The sequence below is a fragment of the Streptomyces sp. NPDC031479 genome (assembly GCF_055581065.1).
In genome coordinates this window covers 80,467-97,734 of record NZ_JBVIKC010000012.1, presented here as the reverse complement: position 1 = coordinate 97,734, position 17,268 = coordinate 80,467, and the positions used below count along the sequence as shown (strand labels likewise).

Genomic DNA, 17,268 nt, shown 5'->3' with positions numbered 1-17,268 from the left:
TGAGTAGGGCTCATGTTTTGCGCGTATGCTACGGGAGCGCACCTGCGGCGCCAACCCCCTTGACGGGGGCCGGAGTCGGGAAAAGACGGGGGATCGCTCCACCGGGGTCGGGATCCTCGCGCGCCCGAGGTCACTGCGCGGATCCCGCGCCGCCGGGGAAGCCGCCCGGTGTCGGCCGGCCGGCGGCCGGCGCCCGCGGTGGCCGGCATGCGCGGTGTCCGAGGCTGCCGGCGGCATCGCCGCCATGGACAACGCCATCCGTACGACCCCGCCGCGGCCGCTCGACGTCACCACGCTCTTCCCCCGACTGGCCCCGCTGGCACGCACGGCGACCCGGCTGCATCCCCGCCCCGGGTCGCCCACGCCGCACGACAGCTCGATCGGCGGGCCACTGCTCTGGCCCGCCGGCGAACATCGAACTGATCCAGTGAGCGATCCGCGTGGTCCGGGGCCGTCACCCCCGAAAGGGGGGTGACGGCCCCTTTTCGTGCCCTCCTGCGCGTTCCCGAAAATACCCCCGGGGGTACCCGTGCTACGCTCGAAATATACCCCCGGGGGTAAATGTCAGCCGAAAGGAGCAACCACGTGTTCTTCATCGACACCATCGAGACCGAGGGCCTCGGAAACCGCAGCTACCTGGCGGGCGGCGCGCGCACCGCGGCGGTCGTCGACCCGCCCCGCGACATCGACCGGGTCCTCGCGGTGGCTGCGGCACGCGGGGTGCGGATCTCCCACGTGGTCGAGACCCACCTGCACAACGACTACGTGACCGGCGGCCTGGACCTGGCCCGCCTGACCGGCGCCGCCTACCTGGTGCCCGCCGGTGCGCGCGTCGGCTTCGCCCGGGTCCCGGTGACCGACGGCGACACGGTGGGCGTTGACGAGGGGATCACGCTGCGGGCGCTGGCCACCCCCGGCCACACGCCCCATCACACCTCCTACGTCCTGGAGGAGCGGGGGGCCGTCGCGGCGGTCTTCACCGGCGGTTCGCTCCTGATCGGCTCGGTGGGCCGCCCCGACCTGGTGGAGCCCCGGCTGACCGCGGAACTGGCCCGCGCCCAGCACGCCTCCGCGCACCGCCTGGCCGCCGAGCTCCCCGACGAGACGGCGGTGCTGCCCACCCACGGATTCGGCAGCTTCTGCTCCTCCTCCCGGTCCGAGGGCGGCGCCACCACCACCACCATCGGCAAGGAGAAAACCGCCAACGACGCCCTGGTCAAGGACGTCGACAGCTTCGTCGCCGCCCTGCTGGCCGGCCTGGAGGACGCGCCCGCCTACTACGCCCACATGGGCCCGGCCAACGCCGCCGGCCCGCGGCCCGTGGACCTGGGGACGCCTCCCCTGACCGACGCGGCCGATATCGCGGAACGTCTGGCCGCCGGCGAATGGGTGGTGGACCTGCGCAACCGGGTCGCGTTCGCCGAAGGACACGTCGCGGGCTCCCTCAACTTCGAGGCCGAGGGGCAGATCGCCACCTACCTCGCCTGGATGATCCCCTGGGGCAAGCCCGTCACCCTCCTCGCGGGATCACCCGCCCAGCTCGCCGCCGCCCAGCGCGAACTGGTCCGGGTCGGCATCGACCGCCCGGCCGCGGCCACCACCGGCACCCCCCGTGACTGGGTGCCCGAAGGGCACTCCCCGCGGGCCTTCCCCCGGGGCACCTTCGCGGACCTCGCCGCCCGGGCCGCGGACTCCGGGCCGGTGGTCCTGGACGTGCGCCGGAACTCCGAGCGGGCCACCGGCTGGATCGAGGGCTCCGTGCACATACCCGTCCACGACCTGCACCGGCGCCTGGCCGACGTCCCGGCCGGAACCGTGTGGGTGCACTGCGCCGGCGGGATGCGGGCCGCGATCGCCGCCTCTCTGCTGGACTCGGCCGGACGGGACGTCGTCGCCGTCGACGACGCCTTCACCGCCGCCTCCGAGGCCGGCCTGCCCCTCACCAGCGGCAACTGAACCACCCCCTCCGCGCCACTCCCCTCCGCATCAGCTCCCTCCGCACCACCCCCCTCCACCCCGACACCGAGAACCGGAAGGAAGACGGATGTTCCTCTTCCGCCGCGGCACCGCCCGCGTCACCCCCGCCCAGGCCCACCGCGACACCGCCGACGGAGGCGCCGTGCTCCTCGACGTGCGCGAGCAGGCCGAATGGAACACCGGACACGCCCCCGGAGCCGTACACGCTCCGCTCTCCCGGCTCGCCACCGGCGCCGCCCTGCCCGCCGCCGCCCGGAACCGGCCCCTGGTGGTGATCTGCCGCTCCGGGCACCGCTCCCGGCAGGCCGCCAGGCTGCTCACCGGGCGCGGAGCCGACGCCGTGGACGTCAAGGGAGGTATGAACGCCTGGGCGTCGGCCGGGCTCCCGGTCGTCGACGCGCGCGGAAGCCGCGGCCGGATAGCGTGAGCACGCTCATACTCGCCCTCGCCGCCGGAGCCGTCATCGGACTGGCCCTCGGGGCGCTCGGCGGCGGTGGCAGCGTTCTGGCCGTACCCGCCCTGATCTACCTCCTCGGCTTCACCCCGGCCGCGGCGACCACCGCATCCCTGATCATCGTCACCGCCATCTCCGCCACCGCGCTCCACACCCACGCCACTTCCGGCAACGTCTGCTGGAAGACCGGCGCCCTGTTCGCGGCCGCGGGCGTCCTGCCGGCCACGGCCGCGGCGATGCTGGCCGCCCGCGTCCCCGAACCCGTCCTGACCGCAGCGTTCGCCGCCGTGGCCGCCCTCGCCGGCTGGCGTATGTTCAGCTCGTCGGGCCCCGAGCGGCAGCCTCGGCCCGTACGGCCCGCTCGGGCTGTCGGAGCGGGCGCCGGGCTCGGCGCGGTCACCGGGTTCCTCGGCGTCGGCGGCGGCTTCCTCGCCGTTCCGGCCCTGGTCTCCGTACTGGGACTGCGTATGCGCGCCGCCGTCGGCACCAGCCTCCTGGTCATCACCGTCAACTCCCTCGCCGCGCTCACCGCCCGCGCCGGCAGCCACGCCCCGCTGCGCTGGCAGGTCATCGCCCCCTTCGCCGGCGCCGCGATCCTCGGAGCGTGGGACGGAAAACGCCTCGCCGCCAAGGTCTCGGGACCCGCCCTCCAGCGGATCTTCGCAACCGTGCTCACGGCCGTCGCCGCCCTCATGCTCGCCGACGCCCTCCACTGACCTCGCGGCCCACCCCTTCACCGCGCCCTTCACCACACCGCCATCAATACGCCCGGGGGTACCGCGAGAGCGGGCCCCGCCCACCAGGAAGGAAACCCGCCCCATGACCCAGCCCCGCACCCTCGACGCCCAGCAGGCCTCCAGTCGGCTGCACGAACTGATCGTCCTGGACGTCCGCACCCCCGGCGAATACGCCACCGGTCACCTCCCCGGAGCCCTGAACATCCCCCTCGACGACCTCACCCGCGCCCTGCCCGACCTCCGCGAAGCCGCCGACCGCGGCGACATCCTCGTCGTCTGCGCCTCCGGCAGCCGTTCCGGGAAGGCCTGCAAGACCCTCGCCGACAACGGCATCGCCGCCGTCGGCCTCGCCGGAGGCACCGACGCCTGGACCGACGGCGGCGGCATCCTCCACCGTCCCGACAGCGCCCCGCGCACCGCCTGGAGCATGGAGCGCCAGGTCCGCCTCACCGCCGGCGCCGTCGTCCTGACCGGCCTCGCCCTCGGCCGCCTGCACCCCGCCTTCCGCCTCGCCTCCGCGGGCATCGCCGGCGGCCTGGCCTTCTCCGCCCTCACCAACACCTGCGGCATGGCCGCCCTCCTCGCCGAGCTGCCCCACAACCGCCCCCGCCAAGGCGACCTCGAAGCCACCTTCGAGGCCCTCCGCGACCACTGACCTCATCGACCAGATACCCCCTGGGGTACCATGGGTGGACAGCGCGCAACGCCAGGAGGCACCGGTGAAGGTCGACGACGACGCAGTGAACGCAGTCCTCAACCGGCTGCGTCGCGCCCAGGGACAGCTCGCGGGTGTCATCGCCATGATCGAAGCAGGACGCGACTGCAAGGACGTGGTCACCCAGCTCGCCGCCGTCTCCAAAGCCCTGGACCGCGCGGGCTTCAAGATCGTGGCCAGCGGCATGCGCCAGTGCATGACGAACGCCGACGAGAGCCGGCCCCCCATGACCGAGGAAGAACTGGAGAAGCTCTTCCTCGCCCTGGCCTGAAGGTGCTTCAGCTCCTCATGGCGGCCGCATGGTGAACGGGCCGCCGGCGGGGCTGACCGTCCAGGACCGCCCACATGCGCCGGCCGTCCTCCCCCGGCCGACGGGAGGCTCGGCGGGACCTTCGGCCCCTTGGCCTCGGGAGTGGTCAACGCGGCCTCCTCGCACCAGGGGGACTTCATCTTGGCGGGCTTCTTCCACCCCGGGAGCCGATTCATCCGGCTTGGACACGAATCCGGGCGAGGACGCCTGACGTCGTCGCCGACGGCGCGACGACGGGGAGACGACGGGAAGACGGCTCCCGACACCGCCGGTGTCAGTGCCGGTTGGCAGTATGGCCCCATGAGCAAGGTAGTGAATTTCAGCATGGCGAACCGCGGCGAGGTCGCCCGTTTCGTACCCGCCCGCGATCTGACCGCGGACGAAGAGCGGCGTCTGGGCAATATGCGGGAGAGGGCGCGGGCCCGCCAGGAGGATCTCGATGCCCAGGGAGTGGACTGGGGACTGACGGTGCAGGATGCGCTGGAGGGGCTGATAGCCGGTCGGGCGGACTCCACCGCCCAGTACGCCGGCTGCGCCTATTACGCGGCCCTCCAGATCATCATCGATCACAACGCCTCCGACCCCGACACCCTGGCGAGTTACCGGAGCCCCGTCACCTACTTCTCCGCGCTGGACGACGCGTTGAAGGCGGCGGGCGTCCCCGCGGACCTGCTGCCCTACCAGTACGTCTTCAGCGGTCCGCCCACGGAGATCGGGATCCACATCCCCGGCCCCGTGGACGGCTCACCCGAAATCGGCTGCTGGCCGCTGGCGCAGGCCGGACCCGCGGTCGACGCCTACCGCGCGGTGCTGGACCGGATCGACACCGATCTGCGGTACGACCTGGAGGAGCTGATGAAGGTCCTCGACAGCTGGGCCTCCGAGTGGAACGACGGCCGGGGCGCCTGGTGGTGGGCCGAGGACGGCTCGATCTTCTTCTCCATCGTCGGCTGACCGGCGATACGGAGCCCGGGGGCAACCGCATGCGACGGTGCGCCCTGGGGCTTCGACCAGCGTGGATGCGGGGCGATCCCGCTCCGCTCCGCGCTGCGGGGTCCGCGGCGTGGCGCCCCGGCGGCGCACCGGCCGCTGCCGGCCCACCGTCCGGCCGCACGCGGTGGTTTGGCTGTTCTGGCACCTCACCACCGGGGCGGCCGCTTGTTACTCTCTCCGATCATGCGAGCCCTCTTCCCAGGATCCTTCGACCCGGTCACTCAAGGGCACCAGGACATACTCCGGCGTGCTGCCCTTCTGTTCGACGAGGTCGTCGTGTGCGTGATGTTCAATGCGAACAAGACCGGCCGCTTCCCCGTCACGGAACGGCTGGACCGGCTCCGCGCGGCGGCGGCCGGCTTGAGCAACGTCACCGTCGACTCCCACACCGGCGGCCTCATGGTCGACTACTGCCGCCGAGCCGGAATCGACGTCGTCATCCGCGGAGTCCGAGGCGTTCCCGACCTGGACTACGAAATACCGATGGCCCGCATGAACCACGAACTGGCCGGAGTCGAAACGTTCTTCATCCCCGCTGACCCCTCCCTGGCCCACATCTCCTCCACCCTCGTCACCGCGACGAGTCAGCAGGGTCGAGGCCCCGAACGATGACGTGAGCGAGTTTCTTCCAGGAGCCGGGGCGGCAGCGGGGCCGAGGAAGGCCGGGTGGTTGCGAGGGACGGCGTTCCCGGCGGTGGTCGAGTCGGCGCCGGCCGGTCCGCCCGGCTCCGATAGCCGCACATCGGCGCGTCCTCGCCGGTCGATCGGTGGGACAGGGCCGGGCGTCAGGACAGCGTGGGGGCGAGCTACGCGGCAACCTCCCAGGCGAACCCGTCCGGGTCGGTGAAGGCGTCGGCGGCGCTGCCGAGGACGATGCGGTGCGAGCCCGTGCCGTCGACGGGGACGCCGAGGTCCTTGGCCAGGGCGCGGCGCTTGTAGAGCGCCAGCTTGACGGGGCCGGACTGACCGGAGGCGAACTCGACGTACTTGCCGCCGACGCTCTTGGCCACGGTCAGGCCCCGGCCGGCGTAGAGCTGCTTGGTGGCTTTCACGTCCTCGACGCCGAGCAGCAGGACGACCTCGTCGATCTCGCGGGTGGCGGGGCCGGTGTTCTTCTTCGCCGAGGTCGCGATCTTCCAGATCGTCCCGTCCGGGGCCTGGACGACGCCGCTGTAGCCCCACAGCGACTTCGCGGCGGGCTTCAGCACCGTGGCGCCGGCGTCCACGGCGGCGCCGACGAAGCCGTCGACGGTGGCAGGCCCGGACACCGTGAGCGCCAGGGTGAAGCCGCGGAATCCGGTGGAATGAGCCTCGGACGCCCGCAGGCGTATGTACGTGTCCACGCCGAAGGCGCTGTAGAAGAGGCGGGCGGCCTCGGGGTCGGCCACCTCAAGGGTGACGGACGCGAGGGACGTGTGGGCTGCGGTGGAAGCGGTGGTTGCCATGACCAACACGCTAGGGGCTGCACGGCGGCCGGGGCTTCTCGATTCCTGACCGGTCCCGAGACGTGCTTGGCCACGCACGCCGGCGTCCCCTCCACCTTGATCGCCGACCGCGAGCCGCATGTCCGACTCGCGGCCCAGCGGCCAGAAATTCCGGCCCCGTGTAATAGGATCCGCCGCTAGCGTCACTCGATCGACCGTTGCTCACCCAATCGGTAGGAGGCCCGATGATCGGCGTGCTCGTGACTTTCACGCAGACCGACAAGTTCGATCGTTCAACTCTCACAAAGATTGCCGGCGAACTCCGAGTGCCGTTCGAAGGCATGGCCGGCCTTCGCTTCAAGAGCTTCATGCTCGACGAAGACGGCGTGCAGGCAAGGAACTTCTACGTGTGGGATGACGAGGCGAAAGCCCGCGCCTTCTTCACGGAGGAGATCATCGAAAAGGTGACGGGGATTTATGGTGTCCCGCCCAGAATCGAATATCTCGATATCGTGGGGTTCGTCGACAATTCTGGCACCTGATTCCCGGGGAGGCTGTCGCACGAGGCCCTGCCGTCCGGGCCGTTTCGGACCATCGCGGCACGCCACAGGGTGCTCGGTATCTGCGCCGAGACCGGCCCTGGACGGGGTGGTGGACGGTGGCCCTTGGGTGCTCGCCCGGGTTTCGCCGTTCAGCTCTTGCGGGCCAACGGCTGCCCGGCGAAGCTCACCCCTTCCAGGCCATGGGCCATGAGGTTGCGAATGTTGGCGTGGTCGGTGTCGTTCGGCGTCGCCAGCACACTGCGGTAGTGCTCACCGAAGGCCAGCAGCGCCTCGTTGCCGCTCAGCCCCTCCAGCAGGGCCAGTCCCAGCGTCTTGCAGGAACCCTCGTTCTCACCTGCGGCATTCTCCAGTTCCCCGTTGCGGAACGCCTGCGGCTGGTACTCGTAATGCGCGGCGACGAACGCCAGGGTGTCGGCGAACTCGTGCTCACCTGACGCAAGGCTTGCCCGCAGCGTGTTCAGGTCGGTCATGTCGGTTCCTCCGGGTTGAACGGACGACCGATCGCCGTCCGTGACCGGACGACCATAACCCCCCACAAGACCAGCGGTAACGAGTGGCATCTCCGCAGGTCGCGATATGTGTCTGTGCGATCCGCCAAGAGCCGGTTCCGGTCCGGGTCCCCGGCCCGTGCCGCAGGCGGGTCGGTCGCGTGCCGTGGCAGGGAGGGGTCGGGCGGTGCTGGTGCCAGTGCGGGGCGGGCCGACGGCTCGGTGCGCCGGTCGGGTGGTCCATCGGAGGCTGCGTGGATCCGTGAGCAGGCGGGGCATAAGTGGGGGTGTCGTCGTGGACAGGGCCGTGGGCGTGTCGGCCGCCGGGCGTGCGGGGCCTCCGAGGCGCGCGGACGCCGGTCCCCGCCATCGGGGACGCGGCCCCCGGGCTTGGGGAGCGAACGGTCGGGCAGACGCCGTTCAGCCCGCACGGTGCGGGCCGAACGGCACGGGAGCGAAGGAACATATGGCGTACGTGGCCGGGCCCTCGGAAACGAGAGCAGTACGGGGAACTCTTCTGCGTGCCGACGGATCGGCAGGTGCCCCATGTGCGGCCTGAGCGGGGAGGTGCGCTTCGACGGCGGCCGTCCCGACCTCGCCGCGGTCGAACGCATGGCCGACACTCTGCAATCGCGCGGGCCCGACGGCCGAGGCGCGTGGTCGCAGGGGGCGGTCGCCCTGGAGCACCGGCGTTTGAAGATCATCGACCTCTCGGACCGGGGTGCCCAGCCCATGACCGACGCCCGGCTGGGCTTGACGGTGGTCTTCAACGGCTGCATCTACAACCACCGCCAGGTGCGCGGCCGGCTCGAAGACCTCGGATACCGGTTCTTCTCCGACTCCGACACGGAGGTGCTCGTCAAGGCGTATGCACAGTGGGGCCTGGAATGTGTGGACCACCTCGTCGGCATGTTCGCCTTCGCCGTCGTGGAGCACCGGACGGGCCGCGTCGTGCTCGGCCGTGACCGCCTGGGCATCAAGCCCCTCTACGTCACCCAGGACGCCCACCGGCTCCGCTTCGCCTCCACCCTTCCGGCGCTGCTGGCGGGCGGGGGAGTCGACACCTCCCTCGACCCGGTCGCGCTCCACCAGTACCTGAGCTGGCACGGCACGGTACCGGCGCCCAGGACCGTACTGGCCGGAGTGCGCAAGATCCCGCCGGCCACCCTCCGGGTCGTGGAGCGGGACGGCACCCACCACGACCACTGCTACTGGCAGCCCTCCTACACCCGGCACTCCGCACTCGGCACGGACCCGGCGCTGTGGCGCGATGCGGTGTACGACGCGCTGCGCACGGCGGTGCGGCGGCGCATGGTCGCCGACGTCCCCGTCGGCGTGCTGCTCTCGGGAGGCCTGGACTCCAGCCTGATCGTGGCCCTGCTGGCGGAGGAGGGGCTGGAGGGTTTCGACCTCCCCACCTTCGCGATGGGATTCGAAGCGGAGAAAGGGGAGGACGGCGACGAATTCCGGTTCTCCGACCTCATCGCCCGCACGTTCTCGACCGACCACCACAAGTTCGTGATCCCCACCAGCCGGCTCCCCGCCGCGCTGGAAGGCGCGATCGGAGCCATGAGCGAGCCGATGGTCAGCCATGACGCCGTGGCCTTCCACCTGCTGTCCGAGCAGGTCGCCAAGGACGTCAAGGTGGTGCTCTGCGGCCAGGGAGCGGACGAGGTGTTCGCCGGCTACCACTGGTACCCGCCGATCGCCTCGGCCACGCGGGAGGGCGCGCCAGCGGCGTACGCCGACGCGTACTTCGACCGGACGCACGACGAGGTCACCGCCATGCTGGACCCGGCCGTGGTCGCGGCCCACGACGCCTCCGTGGAGTTCGTCCGCGCCCACATGGCCGCCCCCGGTGCCACGACCTCCCTCGACGCGGCCCTGCGGATGGATGTCCACGCGCTCATGCCCGACGACCCGGTCAAGCGGGTGGACAACATGACGATGGCCTGGGGCCTGGAGGCGCGCGTGCCGTTCCTGGACCACGAGCTCGTCGAACTCGCGGCCGCCTGCCCCCCCGAGCTCAAACTGGACCAGGGCGGCAAGGGCGTGCTCAAGGACATCGGCCGCAAGGTCCTGCCCCCGGAGATCGTGGACCGCCCCAAGGGCTACTTCCCCGTGCCGGGGGTCCGGCAGATGGCCGGGCCGGTGCTGGCGCGCGTACGGGAGGCCCTGACCGCTCCGGAGGCGCGCCGGCGCGGGATCTTCGACCAGCGGCACGTGGCCGCACTGCTGGCGGAACCCGACCGCCACCGTGCCAGGCGGGGGGCCGGCACGCTGTGGCAGGTGGCCTCGCTGGAGATCTGGCTGCAGGCGCACGGCATTCACTGATCCGCGACGGTCTGCCGGAGGCGCGGCCCCGGCGAAGCGGAGAGAGGCTGAGAGAGGCTGCCATGCCCCTGGACCGTACGAAGCCGACGGCCCCGTCTTCCGGCGCGCCGGAAGTCCCCGTACCGGCACCCGCGCCCGTATACGTGCCGGACGACCACCACGGAGATCCGCCGGCCCTGCTCACCGCCCACGGATGCTGGTATCCTGCGGCCGACCCCACCGGGGAGTACGTGGCGTTCATCTGCGACCGGGCAGGGGTCCCGCAACTGTGGAGCGGGCCGGCCCGGAGCGCCGAGGCCCACGTCCTCGACGCCGACCCCGACCCGGTGACCGAGGTGTCGTGGTCCCCCGACGGGCGCTGGATCGCGTACACCTCGGCCCCGGGCGGCGGCGAGCACTCCCGGGTCCTGGTGGTGCGCCCCGACGGGACCGGCCGCCGCGTGCTCGCCGGCGCCGAGGCGGGCGGCACCGCGCACCTCGGATCCTGGACCCGCGACGGTTCCGCCCTCGCCGTCACGATCGCCTGGCCGTCGGGGGCGGTCGCCGAGCACAGCGGGCCCGGGCACCTGTCGCAGGACGCGTCGGAACGGCTCGCGATGTCCGAGGCCACGGCCCCGATGCGGGGCCCCGGGGAGGCCTGGACCGAACGGGGCGGATCCGCGACCCTCCTCGGCGGCGGCGCCGCACCCCGGTCCGGCCGACCGGCATCCGCCCCCCGTACGGGGCCCGTGGCCCCGGGCGCCGACAGCCGAGCGGATGCCGGACGGGCGCCGGCCGGGCGGGCGCCGGCTGCCGGAGCGGCACCGGGCGGCGGAGGCGGACCCGCACCGGGCGGCGGGCTGGCCGCCTACCTCATCGACCCGGACGGCACGAACGCCCCGGTCCTGCTGTTCAGCGAAACGGGGGCCGCCTCCCTGCGCGTCTGCGACATGAGCGCGGACGGCCGGTTCGCACTGCTGCGCCGAGGTCCGCGCGGCCACCGCGAGGGCCTCGTACTGGACACCGCGTCGGGCCGCACCACCTGCGCGCTGCGGGTCGCCGACGGGGACCCGTGGATCGGCCGGTTCTCTCCCGACGCGCGCACCCTGTGGCTGCGCAGCGACTGGGAACGCGAGTACGCGGCCCTTCTGCGGGTCCGGCTGGACGAGGACGGCGGCTGCGAAGGCACCTCCGTCGCGGCCGAGCGTGAAGGGTCCGCCCTCGACCTGCTGACCGTCCCCGACCACGGGCGGTGGGGCCTGGTCGCCTGGAACGTCCACGGCGCCAGTGAACTGCAGAGCATCGCCCTCCCCACCGCGGGCGCGGAAGGCGAGGGCGACTCCGGACCGCATCACCGCCCGGCCCTGCCCCACGAGGTGGTGACCCGCATGGCCGTGGGCCGCGGCGCGGCGTTCGCGGCCCTGTCGGGCTCGCTCCGCAGGCCCGGCATCTGGGAACTGGCCGGCGGCGGCACCCCCGTACGCGCCCCCTGGTCGGCGCGCGACGAGGAGGCGGCCCCGCCCGGCCGGCCCCCCGTACGCCCCGTGCCGCTGCGTTGCCGGGCCCGGGACGGGCTGACGCTGGGCGGCTGGTACTACCGGGCGCCGGACCGGGACCCGGGCCGTCCGGCCCCGTGCGTCATCCACCTCCACGGGGGTCCGGAGGAACAGGAGCGGCCGGTGTTCAACCCGCTCTACCACGAACTCCTCAGCCGCGGTCTGGACGTCTTCGCCCCCGACGTCCGGGGCTCGTCCGGCTGGGGACGCTCCTTCGTCGACGCCGACCTCGGCGCCGGCCGGTTCGCGGCGATCGACGACGTCGCCGACTGCGCCGCCCACGTGGTGGCGCTCGGGTACGCGGACCCCCTGCGGCTGGGGGTCATGGGGCGCTCGTACGGCGGCTACCTGACGATGGCCTCGCTGGTCTGGCATCCGGAGCTGTTCCGCACCGGAGTGGCCGTTTGCGGGATGTCGGACTTCGACACGTTCTTCGCCGGCACGGAACCGTGGATCGCACAGTCCGCGGCCGCCAAGTACGGGCACCCCGAACGCGACCGGGAGCTGCTGCGCGCCCTGTCCCCGATGAGCCGCGTCCACGAGTTGCGCGTTCCCGTACTGGCGGTCCACGGCGAGCACGACACCAACGTCCCGCCGACCGAATCGGAGCAGTTCGTGGGCGCCGCCCGCGACCGCGGGCTGCCCGCGGAACTGCTGGTGCTCCGCAACGAAGGCCACGAATTCCTCCGGGCCGACAACCGCCGCATCTACCGACGCGCCGCCGCCCGCTGGCTGGAACGGCATCTCGGGGCGCACCCCAGGCCGTGAGGTCCGGGGGTGCGCCGAGCGGCCGGAACAGGCGCGGGACCGGCCTCGGTGAGGAGACGGGCGATGGCGGTACCTACCCGGCGATGCAGCGTGCCCAGGAGAATAGGAGAATACTGAGTAGATGCAGGCCCGTCCGGGCGCCCTGGATGAGCTGATCGCCCCGGTGCTCATGATCATGCGGATTCCGGTACGGCACTGCTGTACGACGAGGGCCTGATCCCGAGGTGATGACGGTGCGCAGCCGCTTCGAGCCCGACCGGCAGCTGACCGCCCGCATGGCGGTCACCATGTTCCTGCTCGGGCTGGTCTACGTGGTGTTCATCGCCGCGCTGATCGTGCTGCTCAAGTCCGTCGTCCTGGTGGTCGTCATCGCCGCCGCCATGCTGGCCGCGCAGTTCTGGTACTCCGACAGGATCGCGCTGTACGCGATGCACGGCCGCTTCGTCACCCCTGAGGAACAACCTCGGCTGCACGGGGTGATCGACCGGCTGTGTGCCACGGCGGACATGCCCAAACCCCGGGTGGCCATCTCGGACATGGACCTGCCCAACGCCTTCGCCACCGGCCGTAACGCCGACCACGCCGTGGTCTGCGTGACCACGGGACTGATGCGCCGTCTGGAAACGGAGGAGCTCGAAGGCGTCCTCGCCCACGAGCTCTCCCATGTCGCGCACCGCGACGTCGCGGTGATCACCATAGCCTCGTTCCTCGGCGTGATCGCCGGACTCGTCGTCCGTTTCGCGTTCTACTCCCAGCTGTTCGGCGGACGCGACCAGCGGGATCAGAACACCGCCGTCGTCTTCATGACCGTCATGGCGGTCTCCGCCCTCGTCTACGCCGTCAGCTTCCTGCTCATCCGGGCGCTGTCGCGCTACCGCGAACTGGCCGCCGACCGCGCCGCGGCGATGCTGACGGGGAAGCCCTCCGCGCTGGCCTCGGCGCTGACGAAAGTCACCGGGGACATCGCCCGTATCCCCACCGAGGACCTGCGTACGGCCCAGGCGTTCAACGCGTTCTTCTTCACCCCCGCCCTCAAGGCCGGCACGGTGATGGCCACGCTGTTCTCCACCCACCCCAGCCTGGAACGCCGACTCGCGGCGCTCGCAGAGATCTCCGCACGCCTGGGCGGACCTGGCGCCGAGACGCCATGAGAAGGAGCTGAGGCCGTGGGACTCTGGGATTCCCTGTTCGGCCGGACCAAGCCCGTCAAGCCCGACCTGGACCAGCTGTTCGGCCTGCCTTCGGCGGCGATCACGCTCCAGGCAGCCATCGGCTTCACCCCTACCGGAGTCGGCTCGGTGTGCTTCGCCTCCACGGAGGGCGGTGCGTTCACCCAGGTCCGGCAGGACGTACGAGACCTCCTGGACGCCGATTCCGAACGGGCCGGCAACCCCGTGGAGCTCAGCCGCGACACCTACGGATACTCCTGGCTGCTCTCCCGCCGCGGCCCCGACAGCCTGCCGGCCCTGGTCGGCGACCTGCACGCGGTGAACACCGCCCTGGAGGACAGCGGCTTCGGCCCCCAACTCCTCTGCTCCCTGGTCACCTTCCACGACGCCGAGCTGCGCCCCCTCGCACTCGTCTACGTCTACAAGCGGGGCACCTTCTACCCCTTCGCGCCGCTGCCCGGGCACAAGCGCGACAACCCGCTGGAACTCCAGGTCAAGGCCACGGTCAAGGACGACCTGCGCATCGAGGAGGACCTGAACCGCTGGTTTCCGCTCTGGGGCGCCCCCGGCCTGTGACAGCGCCCCCGGAGTCCGGGGCACCCGGACCTCACGGAGCCCGGGAACCGGGTCCGAGGGCTGGTCCCGGGGACCGGGTCGAGGTCACAGCAACCGGTCGACCAGCCCGTCGATGTAGTCCGGGGTGAGCGGGACCATGCCGAACAGGACGCGGATGTACATCGGGGCCAGGATGTGGTCCAGCACGCCGAACGCGTCGGGTGCGTCTTCGCCGCGTTCCCTGGCGCGATCGAGCATGGACTGCAGTTGCCGCATGCGTTCGGCGCGGAGGTCGTCACCCGCCCGCAGGCCCTGCTGACCGTTGTTCGACAGGGCGACGGCCAGGCGCACCACCGCCAGACCGTCGGGTCCGGTGATCTCGCGGGCCACGTTGGCCGCGTAAGTGCGCAGGTCGCCGGCCAGGCTCCCCGTGTCGGGCATCGGCGACTGCGCGTTGAGGCGGGTGAGCGCCACCTCGCTGAGCAGGGTCTCCAGGCTGCCCCACCGGCGGTAGACGCTGCTGTCGGCCACGCCCGCGCGGGCTGCGACCTCGCCGACGGTGAAGTTGCCGTAGCCGCGCTCGCTGATCAGCTCGGTGACGGCCTGGTGCACCTCCGCGGCGACGCGGGCGCTGCGCCCGCCGGGCCGCCGGGCTCGCTGTCCTTCACTCATGCGCTCACCTTAACGCAGGAATGACTTGCGTTTGTGTCGCGATCTTCCTTACAGTCACCTAACGCAGTCGCCGACTGCGTTAGGTGCTCAGGTGTATCGCCGTCCGCGTCGACCGTGGCCGGGCGCAACTGACGATCGAGAGGAATCTGCATGACCGCATCGCCTGTGGCCGTGGGCGGTCGACCCAGCCGGGACGTGCTGCTCACGGTGACCTGCCTGGGCCAATTCATGGTCCTGCTCGACAACACGATCGTGGGAGCGGCGCTGCCCGATATGCAGCACCGGCTGCACGCTCAGCTGACCGGTCTGCAATGGATCGTCGACGCGTACGTACTGCTGGTGGCGATGCTGCTGCTGTCCGGCGGAATCTTCGCCGACCGTTTCGGCCGCAAGCGGGTGTACCTGACCGGCGTGGCGGTGTTCACCGTCGCCTCGGTGCTGTGCAGCCTCGCGCCCTCGGTCGGCTGGCTGGTCGCCGGCCGGGTGCTGCAGGGCATCGGGGCCGCGGCGCTGAGCCCTGCCTCGCTGGCTCTGCTCGTGGCCGCCCATCCCCTGCCACAAGAACGGGTCAAGGCGATCGGGCTGTGGGCCGGATTCAGCGGCATCGGTCTGGCCGCAGGCCCTGTGGTCGGCGGCGTGCTCACGGAAGCCTTCGGCTGGCCTGCCATCTTCCTGGTCAATCTGCCCATCGGGGCGGTCCTGCTGCTGGTCGGCCTGCGCCACCTCGGCGAGTCCCGCAACGTGAGCGCCCCCGCGATCGACATCCCGGGCACGGTGCTGTCCGTGCCGGCGGTGGGGGCACTGACCTACGGGCTGATCGAGGGGGGTGCCCGCGGCTGGACGTCGCCGGTGATCCTGGGCAGCTTCGCCGCCGCGGCGGTCCTCCTCGCCGCCTTCCTCGCCGTCGAAGCGCGTCGTACCGCTCCGATGCTGCCGCTGCGCCTGTTCCGGCAGCGGCTGTTCACCGTGTCCAACACCGCCATGGTCGTGGTGGGGTTCGCGCTCATGGGCTCGTCGTTCTTCTTCTCCCAGTTCTTCGTGTACGTCCAGGGCAGCTCGATCCTGCGCGCCGGCCTGCAGACCCTCCCCGTCTCCGTCGCCATGGTGATCGTCAGCCCGTACGCGGGCCGGCTCGCCGCCCGCTACGGCTTCCGCGTCGTGGTCACCACCGGCCTGGCCCTCGCCGGGCTGGGACTGCTGGCGCTGGGCACGGTGCACGCCGACACCGGTTACGGGAACGTGTGGTGGCGTCTTGGAGCCGTCGGCACCGGCTTCGCCCTGACCCTGTCTCCGCTGACGGGCGCCGCCATCCAAGCGGTCAGCACGCAGGAAGGCGGTCTCGCCTCCGGCATCAGCGGTACCACCCGGCAGATCGGCGCGGTGCTCGGCGTCGCGGTACTCGGGGCCGTCGTCCACACCCGGCAATCCGGCGGTGCCTCCTTCGAGACCGGCCTCAACAGCGCTTTCGTCGCGGCCGGCGCCGTCACCTTGGCCACCGCCGTGTTCACCGGCCTGTGGCTGGCGAGGCCCGGGCCCGTGGAAGGCTCCGCCGGACGGCGACGTCACACCGATCCGGATGCGGTCACCACCTCGAACAACAAATCCGCGAGCAGCCATTGACAGCGACGCCCCCCGCCTGCTCCGGTCCTACCGGGACGTCCCCTTGGAAAGTGAGCAAACAGATGCAACCGACGTTCGTACTGGTTCACGGAGCCTTTTCGAACTCCTTCTCCTTCGCACCACTCCAGGCCGAGCTCGGCCTCCTCGGACACCGGTCGGTCGCCGTCGACCTGCCCGGCCACGGATTCCAGGCGACCTACACGCACGCCTACCAGACCCCACAAGATCCCGAAGGGCTCGCCACGGCACCCGGCTCGATCAAGGGCGTCACGCTCGCCGACAATGCCGCGCACCTGATCGGGATCCTGGAACGGGCCAAGCGGAACGGGCCGGTGATCCTCGTCTCCCACAGCCGCGGCGGGATCACGGCCACCGCGGCAGCAAACGCCCGCCCGGATCTGATCGACCGCATCGTCTACGTCTCCGCCTGGGCCCCGGTCGACCTCGACGTCAACGGCTACTACGCCGAGCCGGAGATGGCCACGGTCGACCCCGCGACCTTCGCCTCGGCGCTCGTCGGAAACCCGGGCGAACTCGGCCTGCTCCGCGTCAACTTCCGTACCGCTGACCCGGACGTGCTCGCGGCGTTCAAGGCGGCCTTCATCGCCGACGGCACCGACGAGCAGTTCCTCACCTTCCTGAACACCTTCCAGCCGGACGAGAACCTGGACGCCGGCGCCTCCACCGACCGGGCACGGGCCGAGACATGGGGCCGCATCCCCAAGACGTACATCCGCCTGGCCGACGACACGAGCCTGCCCCTCGCCGTGCAGGACCGGCTGATCCGCGAGGGCAACGAGCTGACGCCGGACAACCCGTACGACGTCCGCACGCTGGCGGGCAGCCACCTCAAGTGGTTGGTCGACCCGGAACCGGCCGCCCGCATGCTGGGCGAACTCGCGGCACCGGCGAGATAGCCGGGGGCACGACGAGCACGGCCCGCTCCGTCGCCGG

Annotated in this window: 17 protein-coding genes and 1 pseudogene; 15 read left to right on the top strand and 3 right to left on the bottom strand. The window is 71.7% G+C overall.

Translation table 11 applies throughout. The annotated features are described in order from the left end of the window. Positions 1 to 244 precede the first annotated feature (244 nt). From ACZ5D2_RS16000 to coaD, 8 genes and pseudogenes are all read left to right on the top strand, one after another. A pseudogene (locus tag ACZ5D2_RS16000) lies at positions 245 to 427 on the top strand (hypothetical protein); the annotation flags it as partial. A 158-nt stretch (positions 428 to 585) separates the two neighbouring features. After that, positions 586 to 1,956: an MBL fold metallo-hydrolase gene (locus ACZ5D2_RS15995; RefSeq protein ID WP_468929699.1), complete on the top strand. Its 1,371-nt coding sequence runs from the start codon at positions 586 to 588 to the stop codon at positions 1,954 to 1,956. An 88-nt stretch (positions 1,957 to 2,044) separates the two neighbouring features. Beyond that, the gene (locus ACZ5D2_RS15990) at positions 2,045 to 2,404 is read left to right on the top strand and encodes a rhodanese-like domain-containing protein (RefSeq protein WP_331738319.1); all 360 of its coding nucleotides are present in this window, start codon (positions 2,045 to 2,047) and stop codon (positions 2,402 to 2,404) included. Next, positions 2,401 to 3,147, top strand: coding sequence for a sulfite exporter TauE/SafE family protein (locus ACZ5D2_RS15985; RefSeq protein WP_468929695.1), 747 nt, complete (start codon positions 2,401 to 2,403; stop codon positions 3,145 to 3,147). Before ACZ5D2_RS15990 ends, ACZ5D2_RS15985 begins: the two co-directional genes overlap by 4 nt. A gap of 103 nt (positions 3,148 to 3,250) precedes the next feature. Further along, on the top strand, positions 3,251 to 3,823 hold the full coding sequence (locus ACZ5D2_RS15980) for a rhodanese-like domain-containing protein (RefSeq protein ID WP_331738324.1): 573 nt from the start codon (positions 3,251 to 3,253) through the stop codon (positions 3,821 to 3,823). A 64-nt stretch (positions 3,824 to 3,887) separates the two neighbouring features. Beyond that, positions 3,888 to 4,154, top strand: coding sequence for a metal-sensitive transcriptional regulator (locus ACZ5D2_RS15975; RefSeq protein ID WP_331738326.1), 267 nt, complete (start codon positions 3,888 to 3,890; stop codon positions 4,152 to 4,154). Between the two features lie 339 nt (positions 4,155 to 4,493). Further along, entirely contained in the window at positions 4,494 to 5,147 is a 654-nt protein-coding gene (locus ACZ5D2_RS15970) for a DUF7691 family protein (RefSeq protein ID WP_331738329.1), read from the top strand. 222 nt (positions 5,148 to 5,369) lie between these two features. Beyond that, on the top strand, positions 5,370 to 5,798 hold the full coding sequence (gene coaD, locus ACZ5D2_RS15965; RefSeq protein WP_468929690.1) for a pantetheine-phosphate adenylyltransferase: 429 nt from the start codon (positions 5,370 to 5,372) through the stop codon (positions 5,796 to 5,798). Between the two features lie 194 nt (positions 5,799 to 5,992). Here the strand turns inward: coaD and ACZ5D2_RS15960 are convergent, their stop codons facing one another. Beyond that, positions 5,993 to 6,631, bottom strand: coding sequence for a glyoxalase (locus tag ACZ5D2_RS15960; protein ID WP_331738334.1), 639 nt, complete (start codon positions 6,629 to 6,631; stop codon positions 5,993 to 5,995). A gap of 224 nt (positions 6,632 to 6,855) precedes the next feature. On the opposite strand from ACZ5D2_RS15960, the gene ACZ5D2_RS15955 reads away from it, so the two are divergent. Beyond that, positions 6,856 to 7,152, top strand: coding sequence for a hypothetical protein (locus ACZ5D2_RS15955; RefSeq protein ID WP_331738337.1), 297 nt, complete (start codon positions 6,856 to 6,858; stop codon positions 7,150 to 7,152). A 149-nt stretch (positions 7,153 to 7,301) separates the two neighbouring features. Here the strand turns inward: ACZ5D2_RS15955 and ACZ5D2_RS15950 are convergent, their stop codons facing one another. Next, positions 7,302 to 7,643 (bottom strand): HopJ type III effector protein, encoded by a 342-nt coding sequence (locus ACZ5D2_RS15950; RefSeq protein ID WP_331738339.1) that lies wholly within the window; start codon positions 7,641 to 7,643, stop codon positions 7,302 to 7,304. 564 nt (positions 7,644 to 8,207) lie between these two features. On the opposite strand from ACZ5D2_RS15950, the gene ACZ5D2_RS15945 reads away from it, so the two are divergent. From ACZ5D2_RS15945 to pspAB, 4 genes are all read left to right on the top strand, one after another. Then, positions 8,208 to 9,995 (top strand): N-acetylglutaminylglutamine amidotransferase, encoded by a 1,788-nt coding sequence (locus ACZ5D2_RS15945; protein ID WP_331738342.1) that lies wholly within the window; start codon positions 8,208 to 8,210, stop codon positions 9,993 to 9,995. A gap of 62 nt (positions 9,996 to 10,057) precedes the next feature. Then, positions 10,058 to 12,298 carry a S9 family peptidase gene (locus ACZ5D2_RS15940; protein WP_468929685.1) on the top strand — a complete coding sequence of 747 codons (2,241 nt, stop codon included), beginning with the start codon at positions 10,058 to 10,060 and terminating at the stop codon, positions 12,296 to 12,298. 233 nt (positions 12,299 to 12,531) lie between these two features. Then, entirely contained in the window at positions 12,532 to 13,449 is a 918-nt protein-coding gene (gene htpX / locus ACZ5D2_RS15935) for a zinc metalloprotease HtpX (protein WP_331739007.1), read from the top strand. Between the two features lie 15 nt (positions 13,450 to 13,464). Next, entirely contained in the window at positions 13,465 to 14,043 is a 579-nt protein-coding gene (gene pspAB / locus ACZ5D2_RS15930; RefSeq protein WP_331738349.1) for a PspA-associated protein PspAB, read from the top strand. 84 nt (positions 14,044 to 14,127) lie between these two features. Here the strand turns inward: pspAB and ACZ5D2_RS15925 are convergent, their stop codons facing one another. Then, a complete protein-coding gene (locus tag ACZ5D2_RS15925) occupies positions 14,128 to 14,694 on the bottom strand; it encodes a TetR/AcrR family transcriptional regulator (RefSeq protein WP_468929682.1) in 567 nt (188 codons plus the stop codon). A gap of 150 nt (positions 14,695 to 14,844) precedes the next feature. On the opposite strand from ACZ5D2_RS15925, the gene ACZ5D2_RS15920 reads away from it, so the two are divergent. Continuing rightward, positions 14,845 to 16,314 (top strand): MFS transporter, encoded by a 1,470-nt coding sequence (locus ACZ5D2_RS15920; protein ID WP_468929680.1) that lies wholly within the window; start codon positions 14,845 to 14,847, stop codon positions 16,312 to 16,314. Between the two features lie 62 nt (positions 16,315 to 16,376). Beyond that, positions 16,377 to 17,231 carry an alpha/beta fold hydrolase gene (locus tag ACZ5D2_RS15915; RefSeq protein ID WP_468929677.1) on the top strand — a complete coding sequence of 285 codons (855 nt, stop codon included), beginning with the start codon at positions 16,377 to 16,379 and terminating at the stop codon, positions 17,229 to 17,231. Positions 17,232 to 17,268: the final 37 nt, after the last annotated feature.